Source organism: Curvibacter gracilis ATCC BAA-807 (genome assembly GCF_000518645.1).
GTDB classification, from domain to species: domain Bacteria; phylum Pseudomonadota; class Gammaproteobacteria; order Burkholderiales; family Burkholderiaceae_C; genus Curvibacter; species Curvibacter gracilis.
Genome location: NZ_JADZ01000012.1, coordinates 36,678 through 53,241 on the forward strand (window position 1 = coordinate 36,678; position 16,564 = coordinate 53,241).

The 16,564-nt window shown below is 66.1% G+C and carries 17 protein-coding genes; 2 read left to right on the forward strand and 15 right to left on the reverse strand.

Going from position 1 to position 16,564, the window contains the following annotated elements; translation table 11 throughout:
* Window positions 1–100: 100 nt before the first annotated feature.
* The 15 genes from L880_RS0109835 to ribD all read right to left on the reverse strand — a co-directional run bounded on the left by L880_RS0109835 (window position 101) and on the right by ribD (window position 15,285).
* Window positions 101–2,317: a molybdopterin-dependent oxidoreductase gene (locus L880_RS0109835; RefSeq protein ID WP_027475532.1), complete on the reverse strand. Its 2,217-nt coding sequence runs from the start codon at window positions 2,315–2,317 to the stop codon at window positions 101–103.
* Between the two features lie 364 nt (window positions 2,318–2,681).
* Window positions 2,682–4,067: a prephenate-dependent tRNA uridine(34) hydroxylase TrhP gene (gene trhP / locus L880_RS0109840; RefSeq protein WP_027475533.1), complete on the reverse strand. Its 1,386-nt coding sequence runs from the start codon at window positions 4,065–4,067 to the stop codon at window positions 2,682–2,684.
* A 178-nt stretch (window positions 4,068–4,245) separates the two neighbouring features.
* Window positions 4,246–5,289, reverse strand: coding sequence for an Rpn family recombination-promoting nuclease/putative transposase (locus L880_RS0109845; protein WP_027475534.1), 1,044 nt, complete (start codon window positions 5,287–5,289; stop codon window positions 4,246–4,248).
* A 110-nt stretch (window positions 5,290–5,399) separates the two neighbouring features.
* Window positions 5,400–6,431, reverse strand: coding sequence for a cell envelope integrity protein TolA (gene tolA / locus L880_RS0109850; protein ID WP_027475535.1), 1,032 nt, complete (start codon window positions 6,429–6,431; stop codon window positions 5,400–5,402).
* A gap of 18 nt (window positions 6,432–6,449) precedes the next feature.
* The gene (gene tolR / locus L880_RS0109855) at window positions 6,450–6,878 is read right to left on the reverse strand and encodes a protein TolR (protein WP_027475536.1); all 429 of its coding nucleotides are present in this window, start codon (window positions 6,876–6,878) and stop codon (window positions 6,450–6,452) included.
* A gap of 21 nt (window positions 6,879–6,899) precedes the next feature.
* Window positions 6,900–7,616, reverse strand: coding sequence for a protein TolQ (tolQ, locus tag L880_RS0109860; protein ID WP_027475537.1), 717 nt, complete (start codon window positions 7,614–7,616; stop codon window positions 6,900–6,902).
* Window positions 7,613–8,050 carry a tol-pal system-associated acyl-CoA thioesterase gene (gene ybgC, locus L880_RS0109865; protein ID WP_027475538.1) on the reverse strand — a complete coding sequence of 146 codons (438 nt, stop codon included), beginning with the start codon at window positions 8,048–8,050 and terminating at the stop codon, window positions 7,613–7,615. The genes tolQ and ybgC overlap by 4 nt, the downstream gene beginning before the upstream one ends.
* Window positions 8,047–9,231, reverse strand: coding sequence for a pyridoxal phosphate-dependent aminotransferase (locus L880_RS0109870; protein WP_027475539.1), 1,185 nt, complete (start codon window positions 9,229–9,231; stop codon window positions 8,047–8,049). The genes ybgC and L880_RS0109870 overlap by 4 nt, the downstream gene beginning before the upstream one ends.
* 60 nt (window positions 9,232–9,291) lie before the next feature.
* A complete protein-coding gene (gene nusB, locus L880_RS0109875) occupies window positions 9,292–9,879 on the reverse strand; it encodes a transcription antitermination factor NusB (RefSeq protein WP_027475540.1) in 588 nt (195 codons plus the stop codon).
* Window positions 9,876–10,340 carry a 6,7-dimethyl-8-ribityllumazine synthase gene (ribH, locus tag L880_RS0109880; RefSeq protein ID WP_027475541.1) on the reverse strand — a complete coding sequence of 155 codons (465 nt, stop codon included), beginning with the start codon at window positions 10,338–10,340 and terminating at the stop codon, window positions 9,876–9,878. The genes nusB and ribH overlap by 4 nt, the downstream gene beginning before the upstream one ends.
* Before the next feature lie 5 nt (window positions 10,341–10,345).
* Window positions 10,346–11,470, reverse strand: a complete 1,125-nt coding sequence (ribBA, locus tag L880_RS0109885; RefSeq protein WP_027475542.1) for a bifunctional 3,4-dihydroxy-2-butanone-4-phosphate synthase/GTP cyclohydrolase II — start codon at window positions 11,468–11,470, stop codon at window positions 10,346–10,348.
* Window positions 11,471–11,907: 437 nt separating this feature from the next.
* Window positions 11,908–12,240 (reverse strand): hypothetical protein, encoded by a 333-nt coding sequence (locus L880_RS0109890; protein WP_027475543.1) that lies wholly within the window; start codon window positions 12,238–12,240, stop codon window positions 11,908–11,910.
* A 428-nt stretch (window positions 12,241–12,668) separates the two neighbouring features.
* Window positions 12,669–13,085 (reverse strand): hypothetical protein, encoded by a 417-nt coding sequence (locus L880_RS0109895; protein WP_027475544.1) that lies wholly within the window; start codon window positions 13,083–13,085, stop codon window positions 12,669–12,671.
* A 454-nt stretch (window positions 13,086–13,539) separates the two neighbouring features.
* Entirely contained in the window at window positions 13,540–14,163 is a 624-nt protein-coding gene (locus L880_RS0109900) for a riboflavin synthase (protein ID WP_027475545.1), read from the reverse strand.
* Between the two features lie 15 nt (window positions 14,164–14,178).
* A complete protein-coding gene (gene ribD / locus L880_RS0109905; RefSeq protein WP_027475546.1) occupies window positions 14,179–15,285 on the reverse strand; it encodes a bifunctional diaminohydroxyphosphoribosylaminopyrimidine deaminase/5-amino-6-(5-phosphoribosylamino)uracil reductase RibD in 1,107 nt (368 codons plus the stop codon).
* Between the two features lie 120 nt (window positions 15,286–15,405).
* On the opposite strand from ribD, the gene L880_RS0109910 reads away from it, so the two are divergent.
* Window positions 15,406–15,999, forward strand: a complete 594-nt coding sequence (locus L880_RS0109910) for a GspH/FimT family pseudopilin (protein ID WP_084461200.1) — start codon at window positions 15,406–15,408, stop codon at window positions 15,997–15,999.
* Window positions 15,996–16,562: a type IV pilus modification protein PilV gene (gene pilV / locus L880_RS0109915; RefSeq protein ID WP_084461201.1), complete on the forward strand. Its 567-nt coding sequence runs from the start codon at window positions 15,996–15,998 to the stop codon at window positions 16,560–16,562. The genes L880_RS0109910 and pilV overlap by 4 nt, the downstream gene beginning before the upstream one ends.
* Window positions 16,563–16,564: the final 2 nt, after the last annotated feature.

Genomic DNA, 16,564 nt, shown 5'->3' on the forward strand with positions numbered 1-16,564 from the left:
TGTTGAATGAAACCCGGTTGTAACCTCGCCATGTGACGGCATGTCGGGTCTGCGAGAGCCAAAGTGTGACAAATACCTCCGAAGCGGTGCCGACGAAGGCTCAGGCGGCCGCGAGGCTGACGGCCACCCCGCTCAAGACCGAATTGCCCGACAGTGGGTCGCGTCTTTGTTCGTCCAGCAATGCATTCAGATTGACCCCGGGGCGCTCGGCTGCCAGGTTCAGCTGCGTTCCGGCTTGGTCGTGCCCCCAGCCGTGCGGCAGGCTGACCACGCCGGGCATCATGGCCGCGCTGAGCTGCACGGGCACCAGCAGGGCGTTGGCGGGTTGGTCGCTGCGGCTCAGGCGGGCCTGGGCGCCGTCTTGCAGGCCCAGGCGCTGGGCGTCGCTGGGGTGGACCAGCAGGGTGCAGCGCTCGGGCCCTTTGGCCAGGATGGGCAGGTTGTGCATCCAGCTGTTGTTCGAGCGCACGTCGCGCCGTCCGATCAGCGTCAGGGCCGGGGCGGGTTCATGCAGGGCGGCCGTGGCGCGTTGCAGGTCTTGCATCAGCGCCGGCGGCGTCAGGTCGATGCGGCCATCGGGTGTGCGCAGCAACTCGGGCAGGCGGGGCTGCAGCTCGCCCAGGTCCAGCCCGGCCGGGGCGGCCCGCACCTGATCCAGACTCAGCTTATAGGGGCCGCCACGCAGGGCCAGGTCCAGCAGGCGGTCCGGGCCCTGGAGGTGGCCGCTGGCGGCGCGGGCGGCGTCGGCCAGCTCGGCGGGCAGGCGCTTCAGCTCATCGGCAAAGTACTGGTCGTCCAGCGTCTGGCTGTCCTGGGGGCCTTGCGCGTCCTGGGCGATGGCGGCCAGCCGCAGCAGGCTTTGCCATTCGGCCGGCTGCTCTGCGGCGCGCTGGAAGACCGGCGCGCTGTAACGCGCGTGGTTGCGCCACGAGAGCTGAGGGAAGGGCACGTCGTAGTGCAGGTCTTCGAGCGGCGAGGGCGCGGGCAGGATCACATCGGCATGGCGCGTGGTCTCGTTGAGGTAAATGTCCAGGCTGACCATGAAGTCGAGCTGCCCCAGGGCCTTGGACAGGCGCTCGCCGTTGGGTGCCGAGAGCACCGGGTTGGTGGCGATCGTGATCAAGGCCCGCACAGCCCCTTCACCCGGGGTGTCGATCTCTTCGGCCAGGCAGCTGATGGGCAGTTCGCCCATCACCTCGGGGGCCGCACTGACGCGGCTGCTGAAGCGACCCAGCTTGACCCCGCGGCCCTGTCCGGCGGGGCCTGCCGTGTTGGCGGCAAAGGCGGCTGCCTTCGGGAACATGGATCCCCCCACCTGGTCGAGGTGGCCGGTGAGCAGGTTCAGCAGGTCGATCAGCCAGGTCGCCAAGCTACCGAAATCCTGCGTGCAGGTGCCGATGCGGCCATACAGCACAGCGCGCGGTGTGCTGGCCAACTCGGTGGCGAGGCGGGCGATGGTCTCGGCCGGCAACCCACAACGTTCGGCCACCACCTCGGGTGCAAAGGGGGCCACCGCCTGGCGCAGGTCCTCCAGCGATCCGATCAGGCCTTCGGCCACGCCGGCCCGAGCCAGGCCTGACTTGAACACGGTGTGCAGCATGCCCAGCAGCAGGAAGACGTCGGCGCCAGGGCGGATGAAATGGTGCTCATCGGCCAGGGCTGCGGTTTCGCTGCGGCGTGGGTCGATCACGATCAGTTTGCCGCCACGCGCCTGCAGGGCCTTGGCCTTGCCGCGGAAGTCGGGCACGGTCCACATGCTGCCGTTGCTGGCCACCGGGTTGGCCCCCAGCACCAGCAGCCAGTCGGTGCGGGTGATGTCGGGCACCGGCACGCTCATCCAGTGCCCGTACATCAGCCCGCTGACCACATGACGTGGCATCTGATCCAGGGTGGCGGCGCTGAAGATGTTGCGCGTGCCCAGGGCCTTGAGCAGACGAGGGTAGTAGAGCATCAGCCCGATCTTGTGGGCGCTGGGGTTGCCGGCCACGGCGGCCACGCTGTGCCGCCCATGGCGCGCCTGGACGGCCTGCAGGCGCTGCTCGATCTCGGCATAGGCCTCTTCCCAGCTCGCGGGCTCGAACTGGCCGTTGCGCTTGATCAGGGGCTGGCGCAGGCGGTCGGGGTCTTCGTGCAGGTCTTTCAGCGCCGCGCCCTTGGGGCAGATGTAGCCCTGGCTGAACACATCGTCGGCATGGCCGCTGATGCGGGTCACCCGGCCCTCGCTGACCTTGATTTCCAGGCCGCAGCAGGCCTCGCACAGGGGGCAGATGCGGTGGTGGGTGGTGGTGGTCGTGTTGGCGGGGCTTGTCTCAGTCATGGTGGGTGCTCGGTAGGCTCTTGATCGGGGTCATGCTGCCGCAGCGCTGTTGGCGGCGCGATCACACCCGCGACAGGCGGGTGTTGGGCGCGTGTGATCTGGTAGCCGGAGCCCCTGCCACAGGCCTGTCGCCAGCTTGTCACATTCGTCCACAGCTTCTGTGGACAACTTTGTGGGTGAGTGCATGAACAAGCTGCCAAAGCCTTGACTGGCGCGGCTTTCAACAGGCTGCTTACTGTTTGAGCAGGGTTAACCCTGTGTTGAAAACTGCGAATTTTGCTACCGAAATAAGAGCAAAAAAGGCCTGCGAAGCAGGCCTTTTGGGGTGGTTGGGGGGTGGATCTGTGCTAGGCGTTCAAGCCCCTCACGCCACCGCTTCGGGCTCAAATACCCGGGCCAGCAAGGCGCCGGCAAAGCGGGCCTCCAGCGGGATCCAGACCTTGATCGGGTTGCCCTGGGCCACATCGACCGGCTGGCCTTCGCTGTTGCGCATTTCGGTGAGCTTGAGCATCTGGTTGCCGCTGGGGTGAATCACCTCCAGCGTGTCGCCCACGGCGAAGCGGTTCTTGGTTTCCACTTCCACCCAGCCGTCGGCCGCGCCACGCACCTCGCCCACAAACTGGCTGCGGTGGGCCACGGAATGGCCGGTTTCGTAGTTCTGATAGTCGTTGGCCGGGCGACGGTCCAGCAGGCCGGTGGTGTAGCCGCGGTTGGCCAGGCCTTCCAGATCGGTGATCAAGGCCGGGTTGAAGGGGCGGCCGGCCACCGCGTCGTCGATGGCACGGCGGTAGGCTTGGGCCGTGCGGGCCACGTAATACAGCGATTTGGTGCGGCCCTCGATCTTCAGTGAATCGACACCGATCTGGGCCAGGCGTTCGACGTACTCGATGGCGCGCAAGTCCTTGGAGTTGAGGATGTAGGTGCCATGCTCGTCTTCCATGATGGGCATCAGCTCGCCCGGGCGGCCCAGCTCTTCGATCAGGTAGACCTGCTCGGCGGCGGGGTGACGTTGGTGGTTGCCGCAGGTGCTGGTGAACTGGGCATCGGCCTCATCACGGGCCTGCTCGAAGCTGAAGCCCTTGTCCAACTTCTGGGCCAGGGCCTCGCCGGTGTTGGGGTCGATGGCGGCCGACTGGGTTTTGTACTCCCAGCGGCAGGCATTGGTGCAGGTGCCCTGGTTCGGGTCGCGCCGGTTGAAGTAGCCCGACAGCAGGCAGCGGCCCGAGTAGGCGATGCACAGGGCGCCATGCACAAAGACTTCGATCTCCATGTCGGGGCATTCCTGGCGGATTTTCTCGATCTCGTCCAGGCTCAGTTCGCGCGACAGGATGATGCGGGTCACGCCCATCTTCTGCCAGAATTTGACCGTGGCCCAGTTGGTGGTGTTGGCCTGCACCGAGAGGTGGATTTCGGTCTCGGGCCATTTCTCTTTCACCATCATGATCAGGCCCGGGTCGGCCATGATCAGGGCATCAGGGCGGCATTCGATCACCGGTTCGATGTCGCGCAGGTAGGTGCGCACCTTGTCGTTGTGCGCGATCAGGTTGCTGGTGACGAAGAACTTCTTGCCGCGTGCATGGGCTTCGCCAATGCCCTGGGCAATCTGCTCCAGGCGGAACTCGTTGTTGCGCGCCCGCAGTGAGTAGCGGGGCTGGCCGGCATACACGGCATCGGCGCCAAAGTCATAGGCGGCGCGCATCTTTTCGAGAGAACCGGCCGGCAACAGCAGTTCGGGGGCTTTGAGGGTCATGGTGGGGCGTCCTGAGAGGCGTCGGCGACATCGCCAATCCGGGGGGGCATGATGGTCGGTGACGATGGCACAGAGCAGCAGACGGGGGCTGCCTGCCGCTTGGCAAAAAGGGTGACGCTGTCGAACCTCACGGCCACGACTGCGTCGGCTGAGGCGGATTTTAAGGGCTCAGGCCGGTTCAGCCTTCTGTCCGGTTCAAGAGCGCTTCAAGGTTGGGGGCGCTCAGCATGTGTTGTGACCACCGATCGAGCTGTTGGCGGCTGGCCTCGTTCAAGCGTTGCTCGGCCCAGGGTGGCAAGGTTGAAAAACGCTGTTCCAGCACCCGCCGCAGCATCAGGGTGATGCCTTCTTCACGGCCTTCCTCGCGACCTTCCACACGGCCTTCCTCACGGCCCTCCTGGAAGCCCGCTTGGCGACCTTCTTGTCGACCTGCTTTGAGGCCATCCTTGTGGGCCTGTTTGAAAATACGCTCCAGTGTTTCCTCAAGCATGGGGGCTCCTTCAAAGAGGTTGGGGATGGCGGCCAGATCGGGTTCTGCGGTTTCGGGCATTTTGCGACGGATCAGACGGCGAAACCATAGATCCAGTGTGCGTCTGAGTGCCTTTTGCTCGGGGGCTTGCAGCAAGCTTCCCGCTGCCTTGATCAGGCCGATGATGTCGGAGGGGCCCGTGCTGCGTTCAAGTCTGAACAAGGCTTCGACCACGTTGCGGATGTCGGAGGAAGTTGACAGCTGAAGCCGGGCCTCATCGATCAGGTGGTACATGAGTCTGGGGCGGAACCGGGCCAGGCCGGGTAGGCTGGGGGCAAAGCAGTGGCCGGCATCGGTGGGTGCTTTCCAGGGGTGTGCGCCGTTGTAAAGCACCAAGGGAATCAGTGCGGGCAATCGCCCATCCTCCAGCTGCCTTTCCTTGATCAAGTGTTGGGCCAGCAGGCCCACATAGACCATCATGCGCACCGCCATCCACGGATCGTCCTGACTCTGAAACTCCAGCAGCAGGTAAACCCAGACCCAGCGCGGGCCCACTTTCAGCCGCCACACCATGTCGTCGTGGCGTTGCTTGTCGGATTCGCTGACATAGCTGGCGTTGACGCGCTCTAACGTGTCGAAGCGCGCAGCCTGGAGCCAGGGCCCCGGTACGAAACCGGTGAGCAGATCGCGCACCATGTCGGGGTGGGAGAACAGTTGCTTGTAGCCGCTGTCGTGGTCAGTGTCTGAGGCCATGGCGGGCCATCGTGAGGCCCTGGGGGCGGCCTGTGGCTGGCCCACCGCCGGACTGGCGTTACGGACTGACAGAGGGCTGATAGAGCGCCAGGACTGTCAAGCCCACCGCGTCAGTCCTTGGGCCGGAACACCAGCACCAACGACGAAGGCACGGTGCCGTCGGTGTCGCGTGGCAGCACTTCGGTCTTGTCGATGGCCTTGAGCACGGCTTCGTCCCAGGCGGCCACGCCGCTGGATTTGCTCAGCTTGCGGCCCACGATGGTGCCGTCGGGGGCCAGGCGCACTTCCACCTCGGCCACCGGGTTGTTCGGCAGGTCGTCGGTGAAGACGATTCGGGGTTTGACAGCAGCCTTGACGCGCCCGCCGTAGCTGGCCGAGGGTCCGGACGAGCGCAGGGCGGTGCCCGTGGCACTGGGGCCTCCGCTGGCGCCGGCCAGGCCAGCCATGCGCTTGAGGTTGTCGGCGCGTTGCGCCTCGACGCGCTTGGCGTCGGCGGCTTCGGCGTCCTTCTTGCGCTTGGCATCGGCCTCGGCTGCGCGGCGCTTGTCGGCGGCTTCCTCCTGCTTCTTGCGCTCCAGGTCTTTCTCGCGCTGCAGTTGTTCCTGGCGTTTCTTTTCCGCGGCTTTTTCGGCGGCCTTCTCTGCGGCTTTGTCGGCCTCGCGCTTTTGCTGCAGGGCTTTTTCCTTCTCCAGCTTTTCCTGCTTTTCGCGCTCTTTCTTCTCCTGCGCCTTCTTTTCGAGTTCGCGCTGATGCTCGCGCTCTTTCTTCTCGATTTCCTTGCGCTTGCGCTCTTTCTCGAGGGCGATCTGGGCGTCCTTGAGCGATTCATCCGGCGCCGGTGGCGGCTTGACCGCAGGGGCAGGCGGCGGTGCGGGCCGGGGCTTGACGATCTCTTCGGGCGGCGCCGGTGGAGGAGGGGGGGGCGGCGGCGGTTCGACAGCGCGTGGCGCGGCCTCTTGCGGTACGGCAGACCACAGCTCGGCCTCGGCCACCGTGTCTTCGGCGCTGCGCTTCCATTGCACGCTGAAGGTCAGGCCGGCCACCAGCAGCGCGTGGGCCAGCAAGGCCAGGGCGACCGCGCGGCCCATGCCGCGCTGCGGCGGTGGCGCGAATTCGTTGCGTTCGGAGAGGGCGTGCGTCATGAAGCTCAGGGGCCCGGGTCAGGGGGCCAGTTGCACCGACAGGCCCACGCGCTTGACGCCGGCGCGCTGCAGGGCGTCCATCACCTTCACCACCGACTCGTATTTCACGTTGCGGTCGGCACTGATCACGACCGGGTTGTTGTCGTCGCCGTCCTGGGCCTGACGCACGGCCGCCACCAGGCCGGCCTGGTTGATGGCCTGGGTCTCTTCGGGCTTGCCGGGGCGGCGCAGCTCCAGTTTTTCGTCCTTGCCAATCACCACCTGCACCACGCGGTCAGGTTGCTTGCTGGCCTTGCCCACGCTGGGCAGGTCGATGTTGCTGGGCGTGATCAGGGGCGCGGTCACCATGAAGATGATCAGCAGCACCAGCATCACGTCGATGAAGGGCACCATGTTGATCTCGTTGATGGTGCGGCGGCCGCGGCCGCGTGAAACCATGGCGGGCATAGCAGGGTCCTCCGGCGGGGTTCAGCGGCCCGAGGCCGAAGCCTGCGCAGCTTGGGCGGCCTGGGCGCCCAGGTTGCGCTGCAGGATGTTGGAGAACTCTTCGATGAAGGTTTCCTGGTGGATGGCCACGCGATCGATGTCGCGCGCAAAGCGGTTGTAGGCCACCACCGCCGGGATGGCCGAGAACAGGCCGATGGCGGTCGAGACCAGGGCTTCGGCGATGCCGGGGGCCACCGTGGCCAGGGTGACCTGCTGCAGGGCGGCCAGGCCCGAGAACGCGCCCATGATGCCCCACACCGTGCCGAACAGGCCCACATAGGGGGATACAGAGCCGACCGAGGCCAGGAAGGACAGATTGGACTCGATCACGTCCATCTCGCGCTGGAAGCTGGCTCGCATGGCGCGGCGGGCACCATCCATCAGGGTGCCTGCGTCGCTGATGCGGCGCTCGCGAAGCTTCTGGAATTCACGCATGCCACTGGCAAAGATGCGCTCCATGGGGCCGGACTGGCGGGCGTTCTGCGCCGCCGCGGCAAACAGGTCGTTCAGGCTGGTGCCCGACCAGAACTCGCGTTCGAACTCTTCATTGAGGGCTTTCACGCGCTTGATCGAGAACAGCTTGCGGAAGATGGCCGTCCAGCTGGCGATCGAGATGCAGGCCAGCAAGGCCATGACCAGCTGGACCACCAGACTGGCATGCAGCACCAGATGCACGATGGACAGGTCTTGAGAATTCATGAGAGTACTTCCAGGATGTTCGTCGGGATGCGTGCGGGGCGCAGGCTGGCCGCATCGACCCAGCCTATGCGGATCGTGCCTTCGCACAGAAGTTCCACCGGCAGGCCTGCCGCATCCTGCAGCCAGGCCTGCTGGGCAATCACCAGCGAGGCCCGGCCCGGGGTGTGCAGGCTGGCGGTGACGATGAGCTGGTCGTCGAGCCGCGCCGGACGGTGGTAGCGCACGCTGGTCTCGCTGACCACGAACATGCCGCCCGTGGCCTCGCGCAGCGCCTGTTGGCCCACGCCCAGGCTGCGCAGCCATTCGGTGCGGGCACGCTCGAAGAACTTGAGGTAGTTGGCATAGAACACGATGCCACCGGCATCGGTGTCTTCCCAGTACACGCGCACGCGGTGGCGGTAGGCGGCACTTTGCGGAGCGGCTTGCGGGTTCATCCGGCCAGGGCCTTCAGGCGGGCGATCGATTCCTGCAGGTGTTCCATCGAACTGGCGGTGGAAAAGCGCAGGAAATCCGCGGTCTCGGCGCTGCCGAAGTCGCGCCCAGGGGTCACGGCCAAGTGGCTTTCACGCATCAGGGTGTAGGCCAGGTCCCAGCTGTCTTTCACGCCCAGGCGCTGGCACCAGTCGCGGCAGTGGGCCCAGGCGTAGAAGGCCCCGTCGGGCTTCACAGGCACCGTCAGCCCCACGCTTTCCAGCGCGGGGATGAAGTAATCGCGGCGGGCCTTGAACTCGGCGCGGCGGCGTTCGTACTCGGCCAGGCTGTCGGGCTCGAAGCAGGCCAGGGCGGCATGCTGGGCCACCGTGCTGGCGCAGATGAACAGGTTCTGGGCCAGGCGCTCGACCACCGGCACCAGCGCATCGGGCACCACCAGCCAGCCCAGGCGCCAGCCTGTCATGTTGAAGTACTTGCTGAAGCTGTTGATGCTGATGAGCTGGTCGTCAATGCCCAGGCCTGTGTGGCCATAGGTGTCGTCGTAGCTCAGGCCCAGGTAGATCTCGTCGACCATCGTGATGCCGTCGTGCTGCTTCACCACTTCGTGGATGCGGCGCAGTTCATCGGGGTGGATCGAGGTACCCGTGGGGTTGGAGGGCGAAGCCAGCAGCACGCCGCGGGTGCGCGGCGTCCAGGCCTGGCGCACCTTGTCGGCACTGAGCTGGTAACGCTCGGCCGCCGTGGTCGGGATCAGCACCGCATTGCCCTCGGCCGCGCTCACAAAGTGGCGGTTGCAGGGGTAGCTGGGGTCGGGCATCAGCACTTCGTCGCCTGCGTCGATCAGCGCCAGGCAGGCCAGTTGCAGCGCGGCCGAAGCGCCGGCCGTGATCACGATGCGCCGCGCGGGCACCTGGGCGCCGAAGCGGTCGGCATACCACTGGCTGATGCGCTCACGCAGCGCCATCAGGCCGGTGGCCTGGGTGTACTGGGTGGCCCCGTCGCGGATGGCTTTGGCGGCGGCTTCCTGCACGGCAGGGGGTGCGGTGAAGTCGGGCTCGCCGATGTTCAGGAAGATCATCGGGCGGCTGCTGTGCGCCACCTCGCGGGCCAGTTCGGAAGCAGCCTTGGCCACCTCCATGACATAGAAGGGCTCGATGCGCCCAGCTCGGGTGGAGATTTTCATGCGCGGGGCTGTGCAGGCTTGACAGGCAAATCAGGCAGTGGAGGCGATGCAGCGGGCAGCTCAGTCGGCAGAGGGCGGTGCGGCCGCATCGTCTGGAGCGGTTGCCGGGGCCGCAGGGGTTGCCTGCGGCGCCTTGCCCTTGTCGGCGGCCACTTCGGCGGCGCGCAGGCTGGGGGCCAGGCCGTTGAGCACGGCGTTCACGTACTTGTGGCCATCGGTGCCGCCAAATTCCTTGGCGAGTTCGATGCACTCGTTGAGCACCACGCGCCAGGGCACGTCATGGCAGAACTGCAGTTCGTAGGCGCCGATCCACATCACGGCGTGCTCGATGGGCGAGATCTCGGCCAGCTTGCGGTCCAGCAGAGGGGCGATCCGGGCATCCAGTTCGTCGGCCTGGGCGATGCAACCATGCAGCAAGGTGTTGTAGTGGGCGGCGTCGGCCTTGTGAAAGCCCGACAGGTCGCGCGTGAAGTGGTCGATGTCGCTGGCGTCATTCTTGCCCACCAGGAACTGGTACAGCGCCTGCAGGGTGAATTCGCGGGCCCGGCTGCGATCGGATTTCGAGGCGGCCTTGCGGGCGCCGGTGCTGGTCGTGCCCTTGCGCGGAGCGCGGGGCTGGCGAGGTGCGGGGGTGGGGGTGTCGCTCATGAAAGTTCGTCCAGCAGGTTGGCCATCTCGACCGCCACCCGGGCCGCGTCGCGCCCCTTGTCGGTCTGGCGGGCCACGGCCTGCTCCAGGTTTTCGGTGGTGATGATCGCGTTGGCGATCGGGATCTGGTAGTCCAGCGAGAGACGGGTCACGCCGGCGCCCGATTCGTTGGCCACCAGTTCGAAGTGGTAGGTCTCGCCACGGATGATGCAGCCCAGGGCAATCAGGGCGTCGTACTCGTCTTTTTCTGCCAGGGCCTGCAGGGCCACCGGCACTTCCAGCGCGCCAGGCACCAGCACGTGGTGGATGTGCTTGTCCTGCACCCCCAGGGCGGCCAGTTCGGCCTTGCAGGCGTCGGCCAGGGCGTTGGTGATGCTTTCGTTGAAACGGGCCTGCACGATGCCGATGTGGAGTTTCTTGCCGTCCAGCTTGTCGGACGTGCCTTTTTCTGCGCCAAACATGTGTCTTATTCCTTGGTGAGGTAGCCGGTGATCTCGAGGCCGTAGCCGGTCATGCTGGGCATGCGGCGCGGGTTGCCCATCAGGCGCATGCGGTGCACGCCGCAGGCCCGCAGGATCTGCGCGCCCACGCCGTAGGTGCGCAGGTCCATGCGGCCACGTTCAGGGGCCTGGGCCGCACGGGCACGGCCTTCAAACTGGGCCAGCAGTTCGCTGGCGCTTTCGCCGCAGTTGAGCAGCACGGCCACGCCCTTGCCATTGGCGGCAAAGTGCGCCAGGCTGGCATCCAGCCCCCAGGAGTGCATGCTGCGGTTGATCTCCAGGGCATCCAGCACCGACAGCGGCTCGTGCACGCGCACGTCCACCACTTCATCGGCCTGCCATTGGCCCTTCACCAGGGCCAGGTGGATGGCCTGGCTGGGCTTGTCGCGGAAGGCGTGGGCCTGGAACTCGCCGTAGGCGGTGCGGATGTTGCGCACGCCCAGGCTCTCGATCAAGGACTCGGTGCGGCTGCGGTACTCGATCAGGTCGGCGATGGTGCCGATCTTCAGGCCGTGCTCGGCGGCAAACAGCTGCAGGTCCGGCAGGCGGGCCATGGTGCCGTCTTCGTTCATCACTTCGCAGATCACCGAGGCGGGGCTGCAGCCGGCCATGGTGGCCAGGTCGCAACCGGCTTCGGTGTGGCCGGCGCGCATCAGCACACCGCCATCGACCGCCTGCAGCGGAAAGATGTGGCCGGGCTGCACCAGGTCGCTGGCCTGGGCATTGCGGGCCACAGCCGCCTGCACGGTGCGGGCCCGGTCGGCAGCCGAAATGCCGGTGGTGACGCCTTCAGCCGCTTCGATCGACACCGTGAACGCGGTCGAGTGCTTGGCCCCGTTGCGCGCCACCATGGGCGGGAGTTGCAGCTTCTCGCACATCTCGCGCGACAGGGTCAGGCAGATCAGGCCGCGGGCATAGCGCGCCATGAAGTTGATGTACTCGGCGCTGACATGGTCGGCTGCCAGCACCAGGTCGCCTTCGTTCTCGCGGTCTTCTTCATCCACCAGGATGACCATGCGGCCGGCGCGGATGTCGGCCACGATGTCCTCTACCGGGGAGATGGCCACGGGCGTGAGTGATTTGCTTGTCATGGGTGTCGATGTGATCGGGCCAGCTCGCCGGCATCCTGCCGCTGCGGGTGCAGCGGTGCGGAAGGGGGCAGGGTGTGGTCCATGGGTTGATTCGCTTGTTTCCGTCGCCCTGCGGGTCAGCGCCCAGACGCCAGGGCGTGAGCCTGGCCGGCAGGCCACGGTGTGTCAGGGTGATGCGGGAAGCCTCTTGGGGAGATCCTGGATGAACCGACAAACCCCGATTATCGCTGCAAAGCCAACCGTCCAGCGTGGCGGGCACCTCCGGTGCTTCTGCGTCAGGCATTTGCTTCGGACTCACGCAGGGCAGCAGGGTGGGGCGCGAGGGGGTGCAAAGCAAAACAGCAGGCCGCGGATCACTCCACGCCTGCTGTCTCTGTGCTGGCACCGGTCTGCTCAGAGACCGGACGGGACCACGCCTGAGCGTGGTCACTGGCCTATCACTGACCGTTCTTTTCGGTCTTGGCGGCTTCAGCGCCGGCGGCCTTGCGCTTGGCGCGGGCAGCCTTCTTTTCGGCGGCAGTGGCCTTGGCCGACGGAACAGCCTTGTCGGCGCCACCAGCGGCATCACCGTTCTCGGCGGCCTTGGCGGCCTTGGCGGCTTCAGCGCCAGCAGCCTTGCGCTCGGCGCGGGCAGCTTGCTTTTCAGCCTTGGTGGCGGGGGTCGAAGCAGCAGCCTTGCTGTCGGTTGCGTCCACTTCACCAGCGGCGAAAGCGTTGACGGCCATCAGTTGAACCAGAGCCACACCCACGGAAAGAATCACTTTTTTCATACGTTTCTCCAAAAATCCGAGCTAGTCAGTGAACGTCCGGAACCGGACGCTTGCACGTTTTGCTGTGCCTGCCAGTCAACATCAGGAAACCCATGGCCGAGTTCGCAGGCGCAGTAACACCACTCTAACGGAGTGGGCGGATGTTTTTTTGCGATGAGTGGCTTAAGTGTCCGAGTTGCGACACTTTTGGTGTGTGATTCGGTTTTTTGATCTGGGTGCTTGACACGAATCAAAAGTTGAGATTCACCAGCTTTGGGGTTCCGATCGGGGTGTCATCCCAAAGGGTTCGGAGTCGGTGAAAGCGGATTAGCAATTGGCATGCCAGTTGCTGGGGCTCAGGGGGCATGGCCGTTTCTCATGGGGGCCGACCGGGCAGGCCCCAGGCCCCTGCCTGGGCAAGGGCGCACCCGGCCTTGAGGGCTGCTTTCTTACTTCTTGGCGCGGTCGTCGGCCGTCGCAGCTTCACCCGAACCCTGGGCCTTGTCGGCCTGGGCGGCTGCCGCACCAGCGGCCTTGCGCTTGGCGCGGGCTTCGGCTTTCTGTTCGGCGCTGGCAGGCTGGGAGGCCTTGGCGCGGTCGTCTGCGGTGGCGGCTTCGCCCGAACCGTTGGCCTTGTCGGCCTTGGCGGCGGCAGCGCCTTCGGCCTTGCGTTTGGCGCGGGCCTCGGCCTTTTGTTCGGCGCTGGCAGGCTTGGATGCCTTGGCGCGGTCGTCCGCGGTGGCCGCTTCGCCGGTGCCGTGGCTCTTGGCCGCCTGGGCTGCCGCCTCGCCGCCCGGGTTGGCATGGGCGGGAATGAGGGCCAGTTGGGTCAGGGCCAGGCCCAGGGAAAGAGCGAGTTTCTTCATGACATTCTCCAGTTTTGAAATTGAACCGCGCTGCCGCCACACGGTATTGACCGGGCATCAGCGCTGTGCCGATACCTGCGACGACAGGCATATTCCTGTTTCCATGCACGCACCGGCTCAGCTGAATTTAATGGAGAAGCGATGGGAATCCGGGCTGTTTTAAAAATAGGACCGATTTTGTGTGAGCAAATAAATAATCTGTGATTATTTGCAAATCGATGCCGCTGGTTCAGGCCCCGGTTGAGGGGAGGCATTCCTGTGAGGGCCTCGATCAGGATTTGTTTGGGGTGGACGATTGCTGCTCAAGCTGGGGTTATTTATCTAATGAGCGATAATTTTTACTTGATGGACGGTATTGATTGTTTTTGAAATTGCTGAAATTTAAATTTCGAGGTGCCCCATGAAAAAAACCGGGGTTGTCAGCCCCGGTTTTTTTTGATTGGATTGTTTCGATTTATTTATGGGTTGTGGAGAGCATTCTTTCGACATACCGTGCCACCGTGTCAATTTCGAGGTTGACCCGATCACCCGCCTTGAGCACGCCCAACGCGGTATTGGCGACCGTGTGGGGGATCAGGTTGATGCTGATCTCGGCGCCATCCGCGGTGTCTTGCACCTGGTTGACGGTCAGGCTGACGCCATTGACCGTGATCGAACCCTTGTAGGCCAGAAAGCGGGCCAGGCTGGCGGGGGCGCCGATGCGCAGTTCCCAGCTCTCGCTGATCTGCTCAAAACGCAGCACGGTGCCCAGACCGTCCACATGGCCCGACACGATGTGGCCGCCCAGGCGGTCGTTGGCGCGCAGGGCCTTTTCCAGATTGATGGTGCCGGTGCGGTCCAGGCCGCTGGTCTTGTCCAGCGATTCGGCCGAGATGTCGACCGTGAACTGGCGTTCGGTCAGTTGCAGCGAGGTCACGGTCATGCAGGCGCCATTGAGCGCAATGCTGTCACCCAGGCCGACGTCGTCCAGGTAGCCCGCCGGGGTTTCGATGCTCAGGCGCTTGCCGTGGCTGGCGCTGCTGCCCAGGTCTTGCAAGGCCACGATGCGGCCGACGCCAGTGATGATTCCAGTGAACATGTTCAGCTTGTCCTGTCAGAAGGTTGAGTTGGAAATTGGGGGGGCGGCCCGGCGCGCCAACAGGCGCAGATCCGGGCCGACGCGATCGATGTCGGTGAAGGCCAGGGTGCAGGCCTCGTCGAGCCGGCTCAGGGCAGGCAGGGCCAGCAGGGGCCGTCCGGGCCCCAGCAGCTTGGGCGCGAGGTAGAACAGCCATTCATCGGTCAGGCCGGCCTGCAGCAAGGCCGCGTTCAGGAGGGGGCCGGCCTCGACATGCAGTTCGTTCACTTCGCGGCGGCCCAGTTCGGTCATCAGCGCCACCAGGTCGATGCGCCCATCCGGGCCGGGCAGCACCAGCACTTCGGCCTGGCGGGCCTGGTAGGGGGCGTGGCGGGCTGCATCGGCCACGGTGGTGACGAGCAGGCAGGGCCGGTCGAGCGTGAACAGGCGGGCGGTGAGCGGCGTGCGCAACTGGCTGTCCAGCACCATCAGCACCGGTTGGCGGGGTGTGGGCACCCCTTGCGCATCGCGCACATTGAGCAGGGGGTCGTCAGCCAGCACGGTGCCCACGCCGGTGAGCACGGCACCGGCACGGGCCCGCCACAGTTGGCCATCGGCGCGCGCCTCGGGGGAGGTGATCCACTGGCTGACGCCGTTGTCCAGTGCGGTGCGTCCGTCCAGCGAGCCCGCGATCTTGCTGCGCACCCAGGGGCGCCCCCGGGTCATGCGCGAGAAGAAGCCGATGTTGAGCTCGCGTGCCGCCGCTTCGCCGGGACCGACCTCCACCTCGACGCCGGCAGCCCGCAAGCGGGCAAAGCCCTGGCCGGCCACCAAGGGGTTGGGGTCTTGCAGCGAGGCCACCACGCGGCCCACGCCGGCGGCAATCAACGCATCGCAGCAGGGGCCGGTGCGGCCGTGGTGGGAGCAGGGCTCCAGCGTGACATAGGCGGTGGCGCCCTGGGTGGATTCACCGCGCGCCTGGGCGTCGCGCAAGGCCATGACCTCGGCATGGGGCCCCCCGCGCACCTGGGTGTGGCCACAGCCGATGACCCGACCGTCCGCGCTCATCAGCACGGCGCCAACGGCGGGGTTGGGCGGGCAGATCAGCCGGGCCTGGGCGGCCAGGGCCAGCGCCTGATCCATCGGGTGCGCAGGGTGGCTTGAAGAGGGGGCGTTGGGGCGTGTCAATCCAGTGGTCCTGAGATAAAAACCGTCGTTCGCGTCGGTGTGCCGTGATGTGGCTGAAGCACGTATTTTCGTCGGATGTCTTCAGGTGCGTCGCCAAGCTCCAAAAACAAGCCAAACCGGTGCGGTCAAGGCCTGACCCTGGTCGAGCTCATGGTCACGCTGGCGCTGATGGGCTTGCTTGTCGCGCTGGCAGCCCCCAGCTTCAGTGGGCTGGCGCAGCGCTACAAGGCCGACCTGGCCGCCAGCCAGATGGTGGCGGCCCTGAACCTGGCGCGCATGGAGGCCCTGCGACGCGGCGGCGGCGTGGGGGTCCAGCGCCTGGAGGACGCCACCTGCGCCCGCCCGGATTCCGTTCAGGACTGGTCCTGCGGCTGGCTGGTGTTTGCCGATCGCGATGGCGACGGTGTGTTCAAGCCTCCCGCCCGGTCGGGTGGACCCGGTTCAGATCAACTGATCCAGGTGTTCCGCGTCGCCGACGGCACCTCGGTCATGCGCTCGCTCGGTCTGCGTTCCTTTGCCGTCAACCGCTGGGGGCAACTGGGCGGCGTCAACCTGGGCTTCACCTTCACGCCGCCGAACCACCGGCTCGATTCCACCTACCAGGTCTGCAGCGCCACCGGAGGCCGGATCCGCAAGCTGCCCGCCACCGTCTCCTGCAGCGGGTCATGAGGCCTCGTTCTTCGCTCACCGGCGTGGCCTTGCTCGAGGCCCTGGTGGCCCTGGGCGTGCTGGCCTCGGCAGTGCTGGGGCTGCTGGCACTGCAGCTGCGCAGCGACATCGATGGCCAAGTGGCCGCACAACGTGTGGTGGCCACCCGTCTGGCGCAGGACCTGTTCGAGCGCATCAAGGCCAACCCCGGGGGCTCCGCGGTGGTGGCGGCCTACCTGAGCCCGCCTGACAGGGCCGGCAGCGCCCTCAACAGCGCCCTCGACGGCGCCCTCGACGGCGCGCCAGACTGCCGCGCCCAGCCCTGCCGCCCGCAGGCCCTGGCCACCTGGGATCTCGCTCAGTGGCATCGACAGGTCGGCCGTGATCTGCCCCTGGGGCATGCCACCGTCTTTCGGCCTGGGGGCGCAGACGGCCAGATCGGCGTTCTGCTGGGCTGGCGTGCCCGCGAGGCCACCCGCGCTGCGGACTACCTGGCCCCTTTGAGGCTGTCGGCTCAGTCGGGCGGCACGACGCTGACCTGCCCCGAGCGGCAGATCTGCCAGCTGCTGTATTCGGCGCCATGAGG

What these genes read in the sequence shown, in the direction of transcription:
- L880_RS0109870 (WP_027475539.1), bottom strand. Translation starts at nt 9,231, where the DNA reads ATGAAAATCTCCACCCGAGCTGGGCGCATCGAGCCCTTCTATGTCATG.
- L880_RS0109835 (WP_027475532.1), bottom strand. Translation starts at nt 2,317, where the DNA reads ATGACTGAGACAAGCCCCGCCAACACGACCACCACCACCCACCACCGC.
- L880_RS0109900 (WP_027475545.1), bottom strand. Translation starts at nt 14,163, where the DNA reads ATGTTCACTGGAATCATCACTGGCGTCGGCCGCATCGTGGCCTTGCAA.
- L880_RS0109890 (WP_027475543.1), bottom strand. Translation starts at nt 12,240, where the DNA reads ATGAAAAAAGTGATTCTTTCCGTGGGTGTGGCTCTGGTTCAACTGATG.
- ribD (WP_027475546.1), bottom strand. Translation starts at nt 15,285, where the DNA reads ATGGATCAGGCGCTGGCCCTGGCCGCCCAGGCCCGGCTGATCTGCCCG.
- ribBA (WP_027475542.1), bottom strand. Translation starts at nt 11,470, where the DNA reads ATGACAAGCAAATCACTCACGCCCGTGGCCATCTCCCCGGTAGAGGAC.
- L880_RS0109895 (WP_027475544.1), bottom strand. Translation starts at nt 13,085, where the DNA reads ATGAAGAAACTCGCTCTTTCCCTGGGCCTGGCCCTGACCCAACTGGCC.
- L880_RS0109910 (WP_084461200.1), top strand. Translation starts at nt 15,406, where the DNA reads ATGTCTTCAGGTGCGTCGCCAAGCTCCAAAAACAAGCCAAACCGGTGC.
- ybgC (WP_027475538.1), bottom strand. Translation starts at nt 8,050, where the DNA reads ATGAACCCGCAAGCCGCTCCGCAAAGTGCCGCCTACCGCCACCGCGTG.
- trhP (WP_027475533.1), bottom strand. Translation starts at nt 4,067, where the DNA reads ATGACCCTCAAAGCCCCCGAACTGCTGTTGCCGGCCGGTTCTCTCGAA.
- tolR (WP_027475536.1), bottom strand. Translation starts at nt 6,878, where the DNA reads ATGCCCGCCATGGTTTCACGCGGCCGCGGCCGCCGCACCATCAACGAG.
- L880_RS0109845 (WP_027475534.1), bottom strand. Translation starts at nt 5,289, where the DNA reads ATGGCCTCAGACACTGACCACGACAGCGGCTACAAGCAACTGTTCTCC.
- nusB (WP_027475540.1), bottom strand. Translation starts at nt 9,879, where the DNA reads ATGAGCGACACCCCCACCCCCGCACCTCGCCAGCCCCGCGCTCCGCGC.
- tolQ (WP_027475537.1), bottom strand. Translation starts at nt 7,616, where the DNA reads ATGAATTCTCAAGACCTGTCCATCGTGCATCTGGTGCTGCATGCCAGT.
- ribH (WP_027475541.1), bottom strand. Translation starts at nt 10,340, where the DNA reads ATGTTTGGCGCAGAAAAAGGCACGTCCGACAAGCTGGACGGCAAGAAA.
- pilV (WP_084461201.1), top strand. Translation starts at nt 15,996, where the DNA reads ATGAGGCCTCGTTCTTCGCTCACCGGCGTGGCCTTGCTCGAGGCCCTG.
- tolA (WP_027475535.1), bottom strand. Translation starts at nt 6,431, where the DNA reads ATGACGCACGCCCTCTCCGAACGCAACGAATTCGCGCCACCGCCGCAG.